Below are 15,710 nucleotides of genomic sequence, written 5' to 3'. Positions count from 1 at the left end.
GAGAAAACCGTTCGGCTGCCGTCAGCACAAGGCCCGTGGTTCCAGGTACCCTGTAAAGACAGAATACGCGCGAGCCGTGGTTTTCCGAACTTCAAGCGCGCAATTTCCGTAAAGGACGCCTCTACTCCCCGCGGCTAGATGCGCGGAAATGGCCTACGGCCTTAAGAATAATTACGTAAGATCAACAAGATTTTGAATTTTCTCTTGATTGATGGCTGGGGCGCCTGGATTCGAACCAGGGAATGCCGGTACCAAAAACCGGTGCCTTACCGCTTGGCTACGCCCCAACAAATCGGATCAAAGTGATCGATTGCGCGGGCTTATAGCTGCTCCTCGCGCGCAGTGCAATCTCCTATTGATGAATTTCCTCAAGCTTAACAACAAGCTCCGCAAGTTCTGGGAAAAAAGCCCAAAATGCAGCGCTATTCATAGTGACACAGGATTTGCGCCAAGCGGGAAAGCTGGTATTCGAATGAACGAATTTCACATTGATTGGTCGTCACGATGATCCTGCTGCTCGTCTCCTTTCTTGCAAGCGCCATTCTTTGTGGTGCCGGCCTTTACATTCTGTCAAAAATCCTGCCTTCGAGTTTTCTCGCCGCCGGATTCAATGCACGTTCAAACCATAGTATAGCCGCACGTCAGATTGGCGGCCTCGCTTTTATACCCGCAATCCTGATCTCACTTTTGATATTTGCAACCGACCTCGGACTGACCATCGATCTCGTCCTATGTCTCTGTGGCGCGTGCTTATTGCTTTGGATCATTGGTGGGCTGGACGACCGTTTTGATCTTTCTGTTTCAACGCGGTTTGGGTCGCAATTCGTTGCAGCTTGCCTGGTTGCATATGGTTTGGGGCCAGACTTCCGGCTGCTTCCTGATTTTTTACCGCATTGGTTGGAAATTACGTTGGTCGTCACGTCGCTGGTCGCCGCCATCAATGTTACCAACTTCATGGACGGTTTGGACTGGATGACCGTCGCTGGCATCGGCGTGCCTCTTGCGGGTATTGCGCTCCTTACAGCGTTTCACCTGTCAGGCATTGAAAGCGGTACAATCGCTGCTATTGCAGCAGGCGGGCTTTTTGGGTTCGCGTTTTTTAATCGTCCTCCGGCAAGTATTTTTCTCGGCGATTCCGGTAGCTTTCCACTCGGCCTGATCGCTGGCACGGTTCTGTTGTTATTGGCACGCGAAACACATCTCGTTGTGGCACTTATTCCGCCACTCTACTATGTGTTGGATGCTGGCACGACGATCATTCTAAGAGCGCTCGCGGGCGAAAATGTTCTCAAAGCACATTCAAAACATGCCTATCAAGTTGCAAAGCGTTCTGGTCGAAGCGTGCTAAACGTTGTCGGCCACGTCGCGCTCCTCAACGTCGTCCTGATAGCTTGTGCGGCCGCGATCTTGGTTTTCGACCATTTCGCTGCACAGATTATATTTCTACTTGTCGCGGTGATAGCCGTTCTGTTGCTGCTGCTTGATTTCCGCGGCCGATTTACAAAGTTATGACGTCGAACAGCACTTTACGCACCGCAGCCTCATCCTCAGTCTCCATCGAGGCCCTTAGAGCATCGAGGCTTTTTGGAACGTCGACGGCCACTTTCTGCCCTTTTGGCGCACGCATGATCTTTGGATGTTGTGTGGTCTGAGCATGAGAAGGATCGTAGAAGAGTTCTTCGTACATCTTCTCACCCTCACGAATGCCCGTGACTTCAATCGCGATATCGCCATCCGGATTATCAGCACTGCGCACAGTAAGACCTGCCAGCAGAATCATATTTTCTGCAAGATCGCGCACCTTCACTGGATCGCCCATCTCAAGAAGCACGGTATCGCCTGATTGGGCAATCGCTCCGGACTGAACGATGAGCTCGGCAGCTTCTTTGATAGACATGAAATAGCGCGTCATGTCCTCGTGCGTGAGCGTCACCGGGCCGCCATTGGCGATCTGTTCGCGGAAAAGCGGCACAACTGAGCCGTTGGAACCCAGAACATTGCCGAAGCGAACAGAATAGAACGTCTTATCGCGCCCAGCTTTTTCAGCAAGCGTTCCATAATAATAGACGACCAGCTCAGCCCATCGTTTGGTGGCACCCATCACGTTGGTTGGGCGCACGGCCTTATCTGAAGATATAAGCACCATGCGCTCGACATCTGTCTCGAAAGCTGCTGCAGCCACGTTCAACGTTCCGAACACATTGTTATAAACGCCAACCAGCGCGTTCTTTTCCACCAGCGGCACATGCTTATATGCCGCACAATGATAGACCGTATCGACGCAATGAGCGCGGATAGAATTTTCGATGCAATGCTGGTTTGCGACGGTGCCGAGGACCGGAATGACATCGCATTGAGCGATCTGGCGCAACTGCCGCTCGATTTGATACAAGGCAAATTCGCTTGATTCAAAAAGCACGATACAGCTTGGATTCCATTGCGCGATGGTTCGGCAAAGCTGGCTTCCAATTGACCCGCCCGCTCCTGTGACCATGATGCGACGGCCTTCGACGACCTCACGCAGAAGATTGACATCGGGTGGAACGGGCGAACGGCCAAGCAAGTCGTCGATTTCGACGTGACGCAGAGCACTAACGAGGTATTTTCCCGCCGTTAAATCAGCTATTGGCGGAAGAATACGAGTACTGACCGGAAGTCGCCCCAGGAGGCGCGCAAGTTCCTGACGTTGTTTTTGATCGATCTCTGGCTCAGATATGACGACCTGACTGACGCCTAGGTTCTCAATCAAACGAGGGATCGACGCAATGTCATAGACACGAAGTCCTACGATATCCATGCCGGCGAGCCTGCCGGAAGGATCAACGAAGCCAATGACATGTGTATCACTATGGCTTCTGAGTGCTGTCGCCAGCTGACGTCCGGGTTCGCCCACGCCGATTATCAGGGCAGTGCTTGTATAGTTCTTATTGGACTCAGCGCTGCGCAGCAGCCATTTGGCTCCAAATCGACTGGCTGAGATAAGGACGGTGCTAAGCAGCCAGTAAAGAAGCGGCACTGAGCGCGGCAGGCCGGAACCGCCGTAGGATTCCATCAAAAACACCAGTGCAACCCAGAAAAGTGCTGCAATGGCAGTTGCCTGAAAAATCGGCCAAATGGCGCGCTCGGCCAAATATCTTATGATCGCTCGATAGAGCCCGAAGCGAATGAACACGGGAATTGCGAGAGCTGGGGCAATAGCGATCAAGAAAATCTGCGTTGGCGTTGGGACAAAAACAAAACCAATGCGCATTACAAAGGCGAGATAGGCGCTGACCAAAAGCAATACAGAGTCGCTCAGCAGAAGTATGATCTGCTTACCAAAGCGCGGCAATAATGCCAGTCTCTGCCATGGATATTTGAAACTCATAGAAATATATCCTGCCCCCCTCAAGGCGAGAACGCGAATAATCACCGTTGAGGATTCGGCTAACTCATCTCTTCTTTAAACAACAAAATCAGAGATCTAGCTCAGATATCCGACCACGTACCAACCCATAAGTTGCACCGTTAGCATGAGTCCCGTCATAGAGCTATATCAATTGAGATTGCAGGTGCTCACGAAGTTTGCCCTGGTGCGCTAATTATATGTTTTTATTCGAATTCTCTTAATTCGAGTTCTGGATGGTTGTTCGCTTCCCCTCATGCATCGGCTCAGGCATTCCGTCGATTGAATGCATATGATCACATAAACATTTCCTTATTTGATAGTGACATGTTGTGGAGATTTGCATTTGGCCAACTTTGTATCAATCGCTATTGCGGTCTGAAGGCCCGCGAATGAGCTGGGGCGCGGCCTGCCCTCTTCAAGATGGTGACGGCCGCAAAAAGCGTTTCGCAAAGGGATGTCATGGAAATGTGGAAACCGGTCTTTGAGATGAGCACCTAAGGAAAACCAACACTTAAGCTAAACAAGCAAACCCCTGCCCGATTGCATGTCGCATTGCTGACCCATTTCTGGCCCTTTTTCTGGCAACGGTTATCCGCCGTTCACAAGTGACAGAATAAGCTGTTCAACATTCCCGCCCGACCCCATTTCCACGCGGTCGAAATCCCGACCTTGCTGGCGTTGGACGTTTACCAAATCGGTAATGCGGGTAATGAGTTCACGGCGCATTTTTTGGCATTTTGGATCATTCGGAATTGAAAGGCCCACTGTTGTACGGACGATCTCGCGCGTCATGTCTTTGGCAGTCTCACCGTGAACAAGTTCATGCTTATAGATGCCATCATAAAAACGTTCCCAGTTTTCCTTCACTGGAGAGGCGAGCTTCTGAGATGGTTTTGGAAGCGTATAGGTAATTTTTAGCTTCGGCTTTGCTGAAACAATCCGACAACCATTATTGGAATTGTCGAATTTGCGATCCCAGGTCAGCACAAAAGTCGTGTGCGCAATGACCCGGGATTTGCCAGCCTTCGGGCCTCGCTCACCGATTGATTCATAAAGCTGCGGACCCGTACGTCCTGAAATCGCATAAGGCTTTATGACTTCAACGGCTTTCCAGTCGTCTTCCGCGTGGGCTTGTTCTGTAAGAGCCAAGCCCGAAAACAGAAAACCGAAAACAACACTCAACACAGCTATACGCACGATGACTCCAAGCCCGACCAGCCAAAACAATGGGCGCAGGCTACAATATGATGACGGCGAGCAGAAGCCCTTTCAATATCGGTGATAGCGAACCTGTGGATCAGAACCAAATTCCCCCATTGGCATATTTTTGAGTAATATTGACTATATCTTCATAGTTTCGTAGATACGTATTTATGAACAAAACTGACCCAATCGACCCGGGCGTACAAACCCACCTTGCGGCCGACGAGGCAAGTCAATTCCTCAAATCTATCGCCAACAATCACCGGCTCATGATCCTTTGCCGGTTGCACGGAGGTGAAAAGTCTGTGGGAGAACTTGCCGAGCTGATCGGCCTAAGGGATTCCACCGTCTCACAACATCTGGCTTTGTTACGACGCGAGGGCATTATTGCCGGACGCCGTGAGGGGCAGACGATCTGGTATCGTGTTCAAAGCGATATAGCGAAGCAGGTGATGGCGGTTATCTGCAAACATTTTCAGATGCCAGTGAAAGATTAGCTGGAGACTGAATGCAACTGCATAAGCGACGATGAAGAAGTATAGAAGATGACCGACCAGACTATCGCCAGACGCAATATTTTTGTACTGACTGCCGCTCAGGCACTGGGTGCTGCAAGCCCACCAATCATTATTTCGCTAGGCGGTTTGGTCGGCCAGCAGCTTTCTTCTGACCCTGCGCTCGTCACCCTGCCAGTCAGTCTGTTCAATCTTGGTCTTGCAGCAGGCACCCTGCCGGCAGCCTTTGTCATGCGGTCCTTCGGTCGTCGCAACGGCTATCTGCTGGGCGCTTGTTTCGGCATGGCTGCAGGTCTCATTGCAGCGCTCGGCATTTTTTCGGCGTCTTTCGTCATCTTCTGTTTCGGTACATTTATTGCGGGCTTTTATGCTGCCTATGTTCAAAGCTATCGGTTTGCTGCGACCGACGCCGCCACAGGTGCACTTAAAGCACGCGCCATTTCTTGGGTGATGGTTGGTGGTTTGATCGCCGCAATCATCGGACCGCAGCTTGTCATCTGGACACGAGACTCATTGCCAGCAACGCCCTATGCAGGCAGCTTCTTGAGCCAGGCAGTCCTTGCGCTGCTGGCTATTCCTGTTCTCATGTTATTTCGTTCACCAAAGGCTGAAAAATCCAGCAATACCGCCAATAATGGCCGCCCCCTCAAAGAAATTTTGCTGAACCGACGTTACATACTGGCTTTGGCCGCTGGCGTCGTCTCCTATGGTTTGATGACATTTGTGATGACAGCCGCGCCTATCGCCATGGTTGGTCATGGTCATTCGGTCGATCATGCAGCACTTGGTATTCAGTGGCATGTGCTGGCAATGTTTGCTCCAAGCTTCTTCACGGGCATGTTGATCACTCGCTTCGGCAAGGAACGCGTCACCGCTATGGGCTTGCTGATCATTGGCTTGTCGGCAATCGTTGCACTCTCGGGCCTTGATCTTACTCATTTCTGGGCTTCGCTGATCCTGCTCGGCATCGGGTGGAATTTCGGCTTCATTGGCGCAACCGCGATGGTTGCTGATTGTCACACTCCGGAAGAACGCGGCAAGGCACAGGGTGCGAACGATTTCTTCGTCTTTGGAACGGTTGCATGCGCATCGTTCTTTGCCGGATCACTGCTGCATTCGTCTGGTTGGGAAACCATCAACTGGCTGATCTTCCCGGCTGTCGCTCTCATTCTTGTGCCGTTGGTCTGGCAATCTGCACGAATGCAGAAGGCCAAAGCCACAGCCTAACAAAAAGCCCGCCCTAATTGCTCAGGGCGGGTTTTTTCAGATCAAAGCGCATCCCAAAACTGGAAGCCCATTTCTGGAAGAAGATGCACGTAAAGACCAAAAATACGATCTTACTTTTCGATCGTGCGGTTCCAGCGGCTGTTGAGCTGCTGACGGCCTTCGTTAACAGCATCCCAATCAAGCGTGTTGGCTGTCTTCATGTAGCCATTAAACGCATCGAGCTTTGCCTGTGCATCTGGCGAACCGGCTTTTGCCTTCAGGTTCGATGGAATGACATTGCCATGATCAAGCGCTTTGCTCTGCGCATCAGCGGAAAGCAGGTAGTGGGCGAGCTTCTGGCTCAATTCCGGCTCGCTGTTACCTGCAAGCACGCATTCGGTCACTGCGAGAATGACGGAGCCTTCCTTTGGCTGAGCATATTCAACCGGAATGCCCTTGTCCTTCAGGTTGTTTACGCCGGTTGGGGTCAGCGGGAAGATCGCTGCCTCGCCGGTCTGGACCATCTCCGAAATCTTCGCAGAAGACGGAATGAATTCCAGAACGTTCTTTCCAATCGTGTCAGGGAATTTTTCAAAACCTGGTTCGAGGTTCTTGTCGTCACCACCCTGAATGCGATTGAACATCAAGAATGCATGCAGACCGAAAGTCGAGGCCGAAGCCGACTGGAACACAACGGCGTTCGCATATTTCTCGTCAGCGAAATCCATCCACGATGTTGGAGCGGCCCAGCCCTTCTCGTCGAACAGCTTCTTGTTATAGGCAATACCGGTCATGCCCATATCGACGCCGATTGCCATATCGTCCTTCAGACGTGCGGCTGGCTGAATGTCAGCGAGAACCGGATCGTCAGAGATTTTCTGGCAAAGGCCAGAATTGATTGCACGCACCATGACACCATCGTCGAGCAGCATGACATGCATCTGTGGCTTGTCTTTCTGCGCCGTTGCCTTGGCCAGAATATCAGCCGAAGTGCCTGGAACGACGACAACCTTGACGTCGTTGGCTTTTTCGAATTCCGGCAGAACGTGCTCGGTATAGGCGCGTTCCATGTTGCCGCCATTCATGCCGATATAGAGCGTCTTGGTCTCAGCCGATGCGCCCGATACAAAGGCTGCCGATAGGCCCAGTGCCATTGCCGCCATAGCGGTCATATGTTGATTTTTCATGCTTAGTTCCCTTCCATGTTAAGTTTGGTATTGGTTGAAGTAAAACGGTTGATCGAAAATGCATCGATCGGTGTTTCTGTCTCGCCTTTAAGCGCCAGATCTGTAAGCACAGCGCCGACTGCCGGCCCGGTCTGGAAACCGGCACCGCAAAAGCCGAAGGCGTGATAAAGGTTCTTGACCCGACTGCTTGGGCCAATCACCGGATTATCATCTGGTATTTCAGCTTCCGTTCCGGACCAGAAACGGATCACCTGTGCATGTTGGAGATGCGGAAACAGTTCGATTGCACGCAGCATCACCGAGGAAGCTGCATTGACCGAAGGCCGAGAAAAATCTGGGTTCACCAGCGGCGTACCACGTCCCCCACCCATGACGTAATTGCCGCGCGTGACCTGACGGCCATAGAAACCGCCGCCTTCTTCGCCAAGGCTCATCGGCAAGCGAAACGGCATTGGCTCGGTCACAACCATCGTCGGATAAATCCGCGTTAACGGAACCGGCTCGCCGAACGAGGCCGCAAACTGATCCGACCAGGCGCCTGCGCAATTGAACAGAAGGCGCGAGCGGATTTCGATGGTGTCGCCCGCGGGATTGCCTCCCGCCAAGATAGCAAAACCGTCACCCGTTTCACGCGCTTCGATGACCGGCGTGTTTTCCAGAACGGTGGCACCTGCAGCTAGTGCGGCGCGGGCAAAGGCAGGCGAAACCAGACGCGGATTGGCATTGCCATCTTCCGCACAAAGAGAAGCACCTGCAACATCGCCCGGAAGCCATGGAAAACGTTCGCGCACCGCATTGCCGCCGATCAGCTCAACATCTAGGCCGAGCGGTTTGACTTTTTCTGCATAGGCCTCAAGCTTGGCGAAATGAGCTTCCGTGCGAGCAAGTTTCAAATGTCCGCTGCGGTTATATTCGCCGTCGATGCCGATCAGTTCTGACAGACGCGCCCATAATTTGTGCGAACGCTGTGCGAGCGGCAGTTGTTCGGGCGCGCGACCCTGCCTGCGGACACCGCCATAATTAACACCACTCGCCTGCGCACCGCAAAAGCCCTTGTCGAGCAGAATGACCGACAATCCGGCTTGACGCATGAAAAGCGCGGCCGATCCGCCAACGATTCCGCCGCCAATAATCACCGCATCCGCCTGAAGTTGTCTGGTCATGACGAAGCGCTTTCCTTAGCGGGAGCGCCAAAGCCGAGCGGGATCGGCTTGACCGGCGCCTGTGCGCGGATCCGCCCGAATTCAGCAGGCGTTTTGTCCTGCACTGACGCGAGAAGTTCTGCGGCGGCAGCAGTACACATACGCCCCTGACAACGGCCCATTCCTACACGAGTAAGCGCCTTGAGCCGATTGATCTCCCGCGTATCACCCAGACTGATGACTGCCTTTGCATCACGAACGGCGATTTCTTCGCATCGGCAAAGGGTGACATCGCCTGCAATCGTGTCGAACCAGTTTCGCGGGAACGGGAAGGCTTTTTCGACGATGAGGCGTTCGCGATAAATATGATCGAGTTTTGTGAGAAGCCTGCGTTCGATGCCTTCATCAAACGGCAGGTCCATGTCGCGCAACATTGCAATTGCGGCCAATGACCCACGAATTTCAGCAGCATCCGCACCGGCAATGCCTGCACCGTCACCTGCCACATAAACACCTTCGCGGCTTGTCCGCCCAAGCTGGTCTGCGGCAGGAAGCCATGCGCGGTCGCGCTCTTCAAAGCGGAATTCGCAACCCGCGAGATCGGCAAGCTGGCTTTCAGGACGCAGCGCAAAACCATAAGCCAGCGCATCACACTTAACCTCGCGAACGCGGCTGCCCGTGCGAAAGCGAATGCCTTCCACATGACCTTCGCCCAAAACCTCATCCGGCCGCACATTATAATGGATCGGCACGCCACCAAGCTTGAGACGCAGACCATAATATGCGCCGAGCGCAACGATGCGCGGCGCATAAAGCGCAAGATGTGCCAGATGAAACTTGGAGGTAAAAGGTGCTGTGTCGAGAACCGCCACGACCTTCGCACCTGCATTATGATACTGCCAGGCCACCAGATAGAGCAGCGGACCTGACCCCATGAACACCACGCGTTCGCCGACGGTACAGCCTTGGGCTTTGAGTGCGGTCTGCGAAGCGCCGAGCGTATAAACGCCCGGCTTGGTCCAACCTTTGAACGGCAAAACCCGGTCGGTCGCACCTGTCGCGAGAATGAGATGGCTATAGGCCAGCTGGCTATGCGAACCGTTGGTCAGCAGATCGAGACGATCGCCCTCGCCGCGCGTGATATTCCAGACGAGCGTTTCCGGGCGATATTCGATTGCGCTGCGCAATGCGTCGAAAGTGGTGTGCAGCGCTTCAGCCTTATGCGCCTCAGAACCATAACGGCTGCGATAACTGCGTCCGTCATCAAGTGGTGGCCGTCGGTAAATCTGACCGCCCGCGCGAAAGCCCTCATCGATGACGAGGGGTTTAAGCCCAGCTTCAACGAGGATTTCGGCTGCACGAATGCCGGCAGGTCCTGCGCCCACAATAACCGGATTGAGCCGAGTGCTCATAATGCAGGCTCCGTCACAAATGACATACCCTCTTCAAGTAGCGTGGTGCAGGCACGAAGCTTGTAGCCCTCGGTCGTCATCACATGACAATCCTGACACGCGCCGATCAGGCAGAAACCGGCACGCGGTTCTCCGGTAAATTCGGTATGACGCACCTTGCCCTGCACCGAGAGGATAGCAGTCAGCACGGTATCGCCACGGCGTCCCTCAAAGGAGACGCCATCAAGCATGAAGCTGATCGGCTGCTCAGTCAGCCGATACCGTCTGCGGAACTGGGCCGCGGCAGGCGAAACCGAGAATGTCATGATCTGCCTACTTAGCCTTTACCCACCAGCAGTCGGTCGAGACCGAACATGCGATCGATAATGATCATGGTCACGGTGGCAACGAGGATCATCAGGGCGGAAACAGCCGCCATCATCGGATCGATAGATTCGCTTGCATACATATACATGCGGACCGGTAGCGTAACCGTGGACGGCGAAGTGACGAAGATCGACATGGTCAATTCGTCAAACGAATTGATGAAGGCGAGAAGCCAGCCACCCGACAGGCCCGGCAGCAGCAGTGGCAGTGTGATGCGACGGAACACAGTCCACTCGCCTGCACCCAGGGTGCGTGCCGCGTTTTCCGCATTGCGATCCATGCTGCCTAGCGAAGCAAGGATAAGGCGGAGCGCATAAGGCGTGACGACTATCGTATGTGCGGCCACCAGCCAGCCAAAAGTGCCGGTGAAGCCCATCAGCGTGAAAAGACGCAGGAAGGCAACACCCAGAACCAGATGCGGAATGATCAGCGGCGACAAAAACAGCGCGTTGAGCGCATCGCGGCCACGGAACGCATATTGCGCGATTGCAAGACCTGAGGGCACGGCCAGCGCTGTTGAAATGGTTGCCGAGAACAGAGCAAGCTTCAGACTGTTGCCAAAGGCGGTCATGAAGTCGTTATGCGCGAAAACGGCCTGGAACCAGCGAAGTGAAAGACCGTTCCACGGCATGGACAGTGTGTTTTCCGGCGTGAAGGCAACAAGACAGACGACAACCATTGGCGCCAGCATGAAGATGACGATAAGCGTGTGAAAGAAAAGGGCGAAAGGACCGTTCTTGACCATGGCGGTTACCCCAGCTTCTTTTTCGCTTGCCCTTCGAGCATGCGATTATAGGCGATCATGATCACAAGATTGGCGACCAGAACGATGATGGCGATGGCAGCACCCAGCGGCCAGTTCAGCTCGATTAAGAATTCGTCATAGACGACGGTTGCCGCCATTTTCAGACGACGTCCGCCAAGCAGACCCGGAATGGCAAAAGAGCTGGCCGAAAGCGCGAACACGATAAGGCTACCCGACAGGATGCCAAGCACTGCCTGCGGAAACACCACCCTGCGAAGTGCCGTCAGTCGCGATGCACCAAGCGTCAGAGCAGCTGCTTCCACCGAAGGATCGAGTTTCTGCAGAACAGTCCAGACCGGGATCACCATGAATGGCAGCATGATATGCACCAGACCGATGACAATGGCCGTTTCGGTGTAAAGGATCTGCGTAGTCGGCAGGCCGACCATGTCGAGCACGCTGTTCACAAGGCCATTTCGACCCAGCAACATGCTCCAGCCGAATGTGCGAACCACGACCGAAACCAGAAGCGGACCAATGATGACCAGCAGGAAGATCGAGCGCCATGGCTTGCGCATGTTGGACAAAATATAGGCCTCAGGCACACCGATCAGCACCGTGATAACGGTTGTGATCAATGCCAGTTTGAGCGTGCGCCAGAAGATTGCGAGATAATACGGGTCTTTAAGAACCTGCGTATAATTGGCAAGTGTGTAGACGTCCTCGATACCCTTGTCGTAGCTATAGCTATTGAATGAGAGCAGCACGGTGAGCCCAAGCGGCAGCAGCACGAGTGCGAAGAAGAGAAGCGTCGAAGGTCCGACCAGAAAGAGCGGGAGTAGATTGCGCCGATCTTTCTCCGAAACGTTTTGATCCTGTGAGGTGACAGCCGACATGCTTAGTTCACCCCTGCGGTGAGGATGCGGCAATCGTCATGATTCCAGCTAAGACCAACTGCTGTACCTTCGGCCGGTGGCGGGTTGCCGAGATTAGGCAGGGCAACCGAAAGCTGACCTGCTGGAGTTGTAACACCGAGCAGCCATTGCGCACCCATGAAATAGCGCGTTGAGACTTCACCTGCGATGTGGCCTTCTTCCGCTGCAACAAGCTGCACCTTTTCAGGGCGGATGAAGACAGAAAGCTCTCCGGATACCTTCTTTCCGCCTTCCTGCACTGGAGCGGGAAACCGGATAGCCGTATCGGCCAGCGAAATGACGTCGCCCTCAGCGCGCGCTTTCAGGAAGTTCGACTTGCCGACGAAATTGGAAATGAAGTGGTTATGTGGGTGCTCATAAAGCTTATAGGGCGCATCGACCTGGGTGATGATGCCCTTTTCCATGACCACAATGCGATCGCTGATCGAAAGTGCTTCTGCCTGATCATGGGTCACCATGATGGTGGTGATACCGACAGTGCGCTGGATGCGACGCAGTTCGAACTGCATTTCTTCACGCAACTGCGCATCAAGATTGGAGAGCGGCTCATCGAGCAGCAGAACCGGCGGATTGATGACCAGCGCACGCGCAATGGCCACACGCTGGCGCTGACCGCCTGACATTTCACGCGGATAACGCTCCGCCAGCGCGCTCAGGCGAACCAGTTCCAACACGTCGCGGACACGTTTTTCCCGCTCTGCTTTTGGAACCTTGCGCATTTCAAGGCCAAAACTCACATTTTGCGCGACTGTCATATGGGGAAACAGGGCATAGCTCTGGAAAACGACACCGAGTTCTCGCTTAGCTGGGGCAAGACGGGTGATCTCGCGACCATCAAGAGTAATTGCACCCGATGATGGCGGCACCAGACCGGCAATCATCTGCAGGGTGGTGGTCTTGCCACAACCAGAAGGGCCGAGAAGCGAAATGAACTCTCCCTTATCAATCTCCAGATTGAAGTCATTCACGGCTGCAAACTTGCCGTAATAACGGGAAATATTGGAAAGGGTCAAAAAGCTCATTGGGTCTCCCTCTCGGCAAGACCTCCGCCAATCAAATGGGGGAATGGAAGCGCCGTGATGTTGTCTCACGTCGCCTGTTAAACAGGGCTGGCTGGCGGGAGCGGCCTGATCGCGCAATTTGAGCGCTGATCACACTTGGATTTTTTGAACGCATGACCGTCCGGCCACTTATGCGACCGCAGCGTTCCCCATACTTCAAGTTAAAACCGCCGATCCGCTTGCAGCATTGATTGCAATGCCTTGCCGGACCTTCCCATTGGCGACCGTTTTAGATGGCAGAAAAATTCGAACGATTACAAATTATAATTTTCATATTCGGAAGAAATTATATATTTCTTTCAAAATGCAGAATTTGGAAGCAATAATATGGATGATATATCAGAGAATATGAAATCTGGTGCCGCGCTTAACTCAAGTCTGGTCAAGGCAATTCATATTTTGAAAGGTCTCGCTGCCAGCACGGACGACGGCGTGCGGCTGATTGATCTGGCGCGCGCACTCGAGCTCAGCCAGCCATCGGCTCATCGTCTGCTCAAAACACTGATCGCAGAAAACCTTGTTGAACAGCTGCCTGACAAAAAAGCCTATCGCCTGTCGCTGGAGTTTTTTGCCATGGCCGCCCAGGCGCGCCAGCGCGATGGGATACTGAGTTTTGCTCGCCCATCACTTTTAAGGCTCTCAACCACCTTCAACGATACGGTCTTCCTTTTAGTGCGCAGCAATTTCGACGCCGTCTGCCTTGATCGTGTAGAGGGGCCATTCCCGATCCGCTCTTATACCGGCGATATCGGCGGTAAGGTTCCGCTTGGTATTGGCCAGGGAAGTCTTGCCATTCTCGCTTTTCTACCCGAAGAGGAGCGCGAGGCGATCATTCGCTTCAACATGCCACGCATTCTGGACAAAGCGACCATTGATGAGGTTGACCTTCGTATCATGATTGCGGAAGTACGCGAGACAGGCGCTTCCACCTTCAACTTTAACATGATTGACGGCATGGCGGGTCTTGGTGTGCCTATTCTCAATCGAGAGGGTGAAGCTGTGGCAGCACTGAGTATTGGTACACTTGCCTCGCGCCTCACCGAAAAACGTCAGCAAACCGTGACCGAGTTGTTACGCAAGGAAGCGGCGACCATTGCGCAAAAGCTCAATCCGTTTGACCCAACATTGCGACATCCGAACCAGGCCTTGGTGAAATAATCGGATAGTTTTGAAGCTCTCCGCGCAACAGGCTTACCTGTCCACAGCGATAGCTTAGAGCGCCTTTCGATCCGATTATTGAAGATCAACGCTCTAAGCCTATGTTTTTACTTATTTACTTCCAAAAAACTCATTCTTTTCATCTCGGTTTAGATCCAAAATTGCAGATTGACTTGCATCATGCGCCGTCGTTTGATCGGGCAAGTGTGGGGGATCTGTCGAAAGAGGCGAAAAGCCCGGAGCAGAAAATCCATCTCTTTATTGATGTAAAAATGGAGTTCTGTTGTGTTCAAGTTCACCAGACGGGGAATGTTTCATCTTGCTCTCGCTCTCGCCGGATCCACGGCGATGGGCACGATTGCCACCACAGCGGCCCAGGCGCAAGACAAGATCCTGTTGATCATAAATGGCGCGCTCGGTGATAAGTCCTTCTTCGATTCCGCGGCCAACGGAATGAAGATGATCAAGGAAAAATATGGCGATGACGTTGAAACCAAGATTCTGGAAATTGGTGACGATCCGACGAAGTGGGAACCGGTTTTCCTGGATGCATCGGAACAGGATTGGGATCTGATCATCGGCGGCACTTACCAGATGTCAGAAACCGTAGGCTCGGTCGCCCAGCAATATCCAGACAAGAAATATATCCTTTACGATGCAAGCGTTCCTTATGAAGAAGGCGGATACGACAACGTTTATTCCATTCAATATAAGCAGAACGAAGGTTCGTATCTTGGCGGCATGCTAGCAGCTTCGCTGCTCAAAGAAGGAAAGCTCGGCGACACTGGCAAGAACCTCGGTTTCCTTGGCGGCATGGACATCCCGGTGATCAACGACTTCCTCGTAGGCTATGTTGCTGGTGCACAAGCTATTGAGCCGGATACAAAAATTTCGATTTCCTACGCAGGTTCCTTCATGGATGCGGCAAAGGGCAAAGAGCTTGGTCTCGCACAGTATCGTTCGGGTGTTTCGCTCGGCTTTGTCGTAGCTTCGCAAACCGGCCTAGGTCAGCTTTCGGCGGCCAAGGAAACGGGCAAATATGTTCTGGGCGTGGATTCCGATCAGGAAGCAATCTTCAAAGACAGTGACCCAGCGATGGCCAAACAGGTCGTAAGTTCTGTCCTTAAGAATGTCGACGTCAGCCTTCTGCAATCCTATGACCGTTTCAAGGAAGGCAGTCTGCCATTTGGCAAAGCTGAAGCGCTCGGCCTGAAAGAGGGGGCTGTCGGCATCGTGCAGGATGGCAATATGGCCTCAATGGCCACACAGGAAATGAAGGATGCCATCAAGAAGGCTTCTGATGAGATTTCCGAAGGCAAGATCACGGTTCCAACGGCATTTGGCATGAGCACAGAGGATCTCAACGCGATCCGCAACAAGGTTCGTCCATAA

The 15,710-nt window shown here is 53.2% G+C and carries 14 protein-coding genes and 1 tRNA gene; 5 read left to right on the top strand and 10 right to left on the bottom strand.

The features are described 5' to 3' along the window. Positions 1–212: 212 nt before the first annotated feature. Positions 213–287, bottom strand: a tRNA-Gln gene (locus KMS41_11690). 217 nt (positions 288–504) lie between these two features. Here KMS41_11690 and KMS41_11685 point away from each other — a divergent pair. Beyond that, positions 505–1,512 carry a glycoside hydrolase gene (locus KMS41_11685; GenBank protein ID QWK79599.1) on the top strand — a complete coding sequence of 336 codons (1,008 nt, stop codon included), beginning with the start codon at positions 505–507 and terminating at the stop codon, positions 1,510–1,512. On the opposite strand, the gene KMS41_11680 is transcribed toward KMS41_11685, so the two are convergent. Both KMS41_11680 and KMS41_11675 read right to left on the bottom strand, forming a co-directional pair. Continuing rightward, positions 1,499–3,367, bottom strand: a complete 1,869-nt coding sequence (locus KMS41_11680; protein ID QWK79598.1) for a polysaccharide biosynthesis protein — start codon at positions 3,365–3,367, stop codon at positions 1,499–1,501. The genes KMS41_11685 and KMS41_11680 overlap by 14 nt on opposite strands. A gap of 609 nt (positions 3,368–3,976) precedes the next feature. Next, positions 3,977–4,570, bottom strand: coding sequence for a DUF922 domain-containing Zn-dependent protease (locus KMS41_11675; protein QWK80233.1), 594 nt, complete (start codon positions 4,568–4,570; stop codon positions 3,977–3,979). A 191-nt stretch (positions 4,571–4,761) separates the two neighbouring features. Between KMS41_11675 and KMS41_11670 the strand changes: the two genes are divergently transcribed. Together KMS41_11670 and KMS41_11665 are read left to right on the top strand one after the other, a co-directional pair. After that, on the top strand, positions 4,762–5,088 hold the full coding sequence (locus KMS41_11670) for a metalloregulator ArsR/SmtB family transcription factor (GenBank protein QWK79597.1): 327 nt from the start codon (positions 4,762–4,764) through the stop codon (positions 5,086–5,088). Between the two features lie 48 nt (positions 5,089–5,136). Next, positions 5,137–6,333: an MFS transporter gene (locus KMS41_11665; protein ID QWK79596.1), complete on the top strand. Its 1,197-nt coding sequence runs from the start codon at positions 5,137–5,139 to the stop codon at positions 6,331–6,333. 110 nt (positions 6,334–6,443) lie between these two features. On the opposite strand, the gene KMS41_11660 is transcribed toward KMS41_11665, so the two are convergent. The 7 genes from KMS41_11660 to KMS41_11630 are packed head-to-tail and all read right to left on the bottom strand — an operon-like array spanning position 6,444 to position 13,121. Continuing rightward, positions 6,444–7,484 (bottom strand): ABC transporter substrate-binding protein, encoded by a 1,041-nt coding sequence (locus KMS41_11660; GenBank protein QWK80232.1) that lies wholly within the window; start codon positions 7,482–7,484, stop codon positions 6,444–6,446. 17 nt (positions 7,485–7,501) lie between these two features. Further along, complete coding sequence (locus KMS41_11655) at positions 7,502–8,662, bottom strand: FAD-binding oxidoreductase (GenBank protein ID QWK79595.1); 1,161 nt, start codon at positions 8,660–8,662, stop codon at positions 7,502–7,504. Beyond that, positions 8,659–10,053 carry an FAD-dependent oxidoreductase gene (locus tag KMS41_11650; GenBank protein ID QWK79594.1) on the bottom strand — a complete coding sequence of 465 codons (1,395 nt, stop codon included), beginning with the start codon at positions 10,051–10,053 and terminating at the stop codon, positions 8,659–8,661. Before KMS41_11650 ends, KMS41_11655 begins: the two co-directional genes overlap by 4 nt. After that, entirely contained in the window at positions 10,050–10,358 is a 309-nt protein-coding gene (locus KMS41_11645) for a (2Fe-2S)-binding protein (GenBank protein ID QWK79593.1), read from the bottom strand. Before KMS41_11645 ends, KMS41_11650 begins: the two co-directional genes overlap by 4 nt. A gap of 11 nt (positions 10,359–10,369) precedes the next feature. Further along, on the bottom strand, positions 10,370–11,164 hold the full coding sequence (locus KMS41_11640; GenBank protein QWK79592.1) for an ABC transporter permease: 795 nt from the start codon (positions 11,162–11,164) through the stop codon (positions 10,370–10,372). A gap of 5 nt (positions 11,165–11,169) precedes the next feature. Beyond that, positions 11,170–12,060 carry an ABC transporter permease gene (locus tag KMS41_11635; protein QWK79591.1) on the bottom strand — a complete coding sequence of 297 codons (891 nt, stop codon included), beginning with the start codon at positions 12,058–12,060 and terminating at the stop codon, positions 11,170–11,172. A 2-nt stretch (positions 12,061–12,062) separates the two neighbouring features. Next, positions 12,063–13,121, bottom strand: a complete 1,059-nt coding sequence (locus KMS41_11630; GenBank protein ID QWK79590.1) for an ABC transporter ATP-binding protein — start codon at positions 13,119–13,121, stop codon at positions 12,063–12,065. A 366-nt stretch (positions 13,122–13,487) separates the two neighbouring features. Here KMS41_11630 and KMS41_11625 point away from each other — a divergent pair, with 366 nt between their 5' ends. Together KMS41_11625 and KMS41_11620 are read left to right on the top strand one after the other, a co-directional pair. Further along, a complete protein-coding gene (locus KMS41_11625) occupies positions 13,488–14,318 on the top strand; it encodes an IclR family transcriptional regulator (GenBank protein QWK79589.1) in 831 nt (276 codons plus the stop codon). Between the two features lie 285 nt (positions 14,319–14,603). Further along, positions 14,604–15,710 (top strand): BMP family ABC transporter substrate-binding protein, encoded by a 1,107-nt coding sequence (locus tag KMS41_11620; GenBank protein QWK79588.1) that lies wholly within the window; start codon positions 14,604–14,606, stop codon positions 15,708–15,710.

This window comes from Ochrobactrum sp. BTU1, from assembly GCA_018798825.1.
Taxonomy (GTDB): domain Bacteria; phylum Pseudomonadota; class Alphaproteobacteria; order Rhizobiales; family Rhizobiaceae; genus Brucella.
The sequence above is the reverse complement of the archived record's forward strand: the minus strand, read 5'-3'. Positions and strand labels throughout refer to the sequence as shown.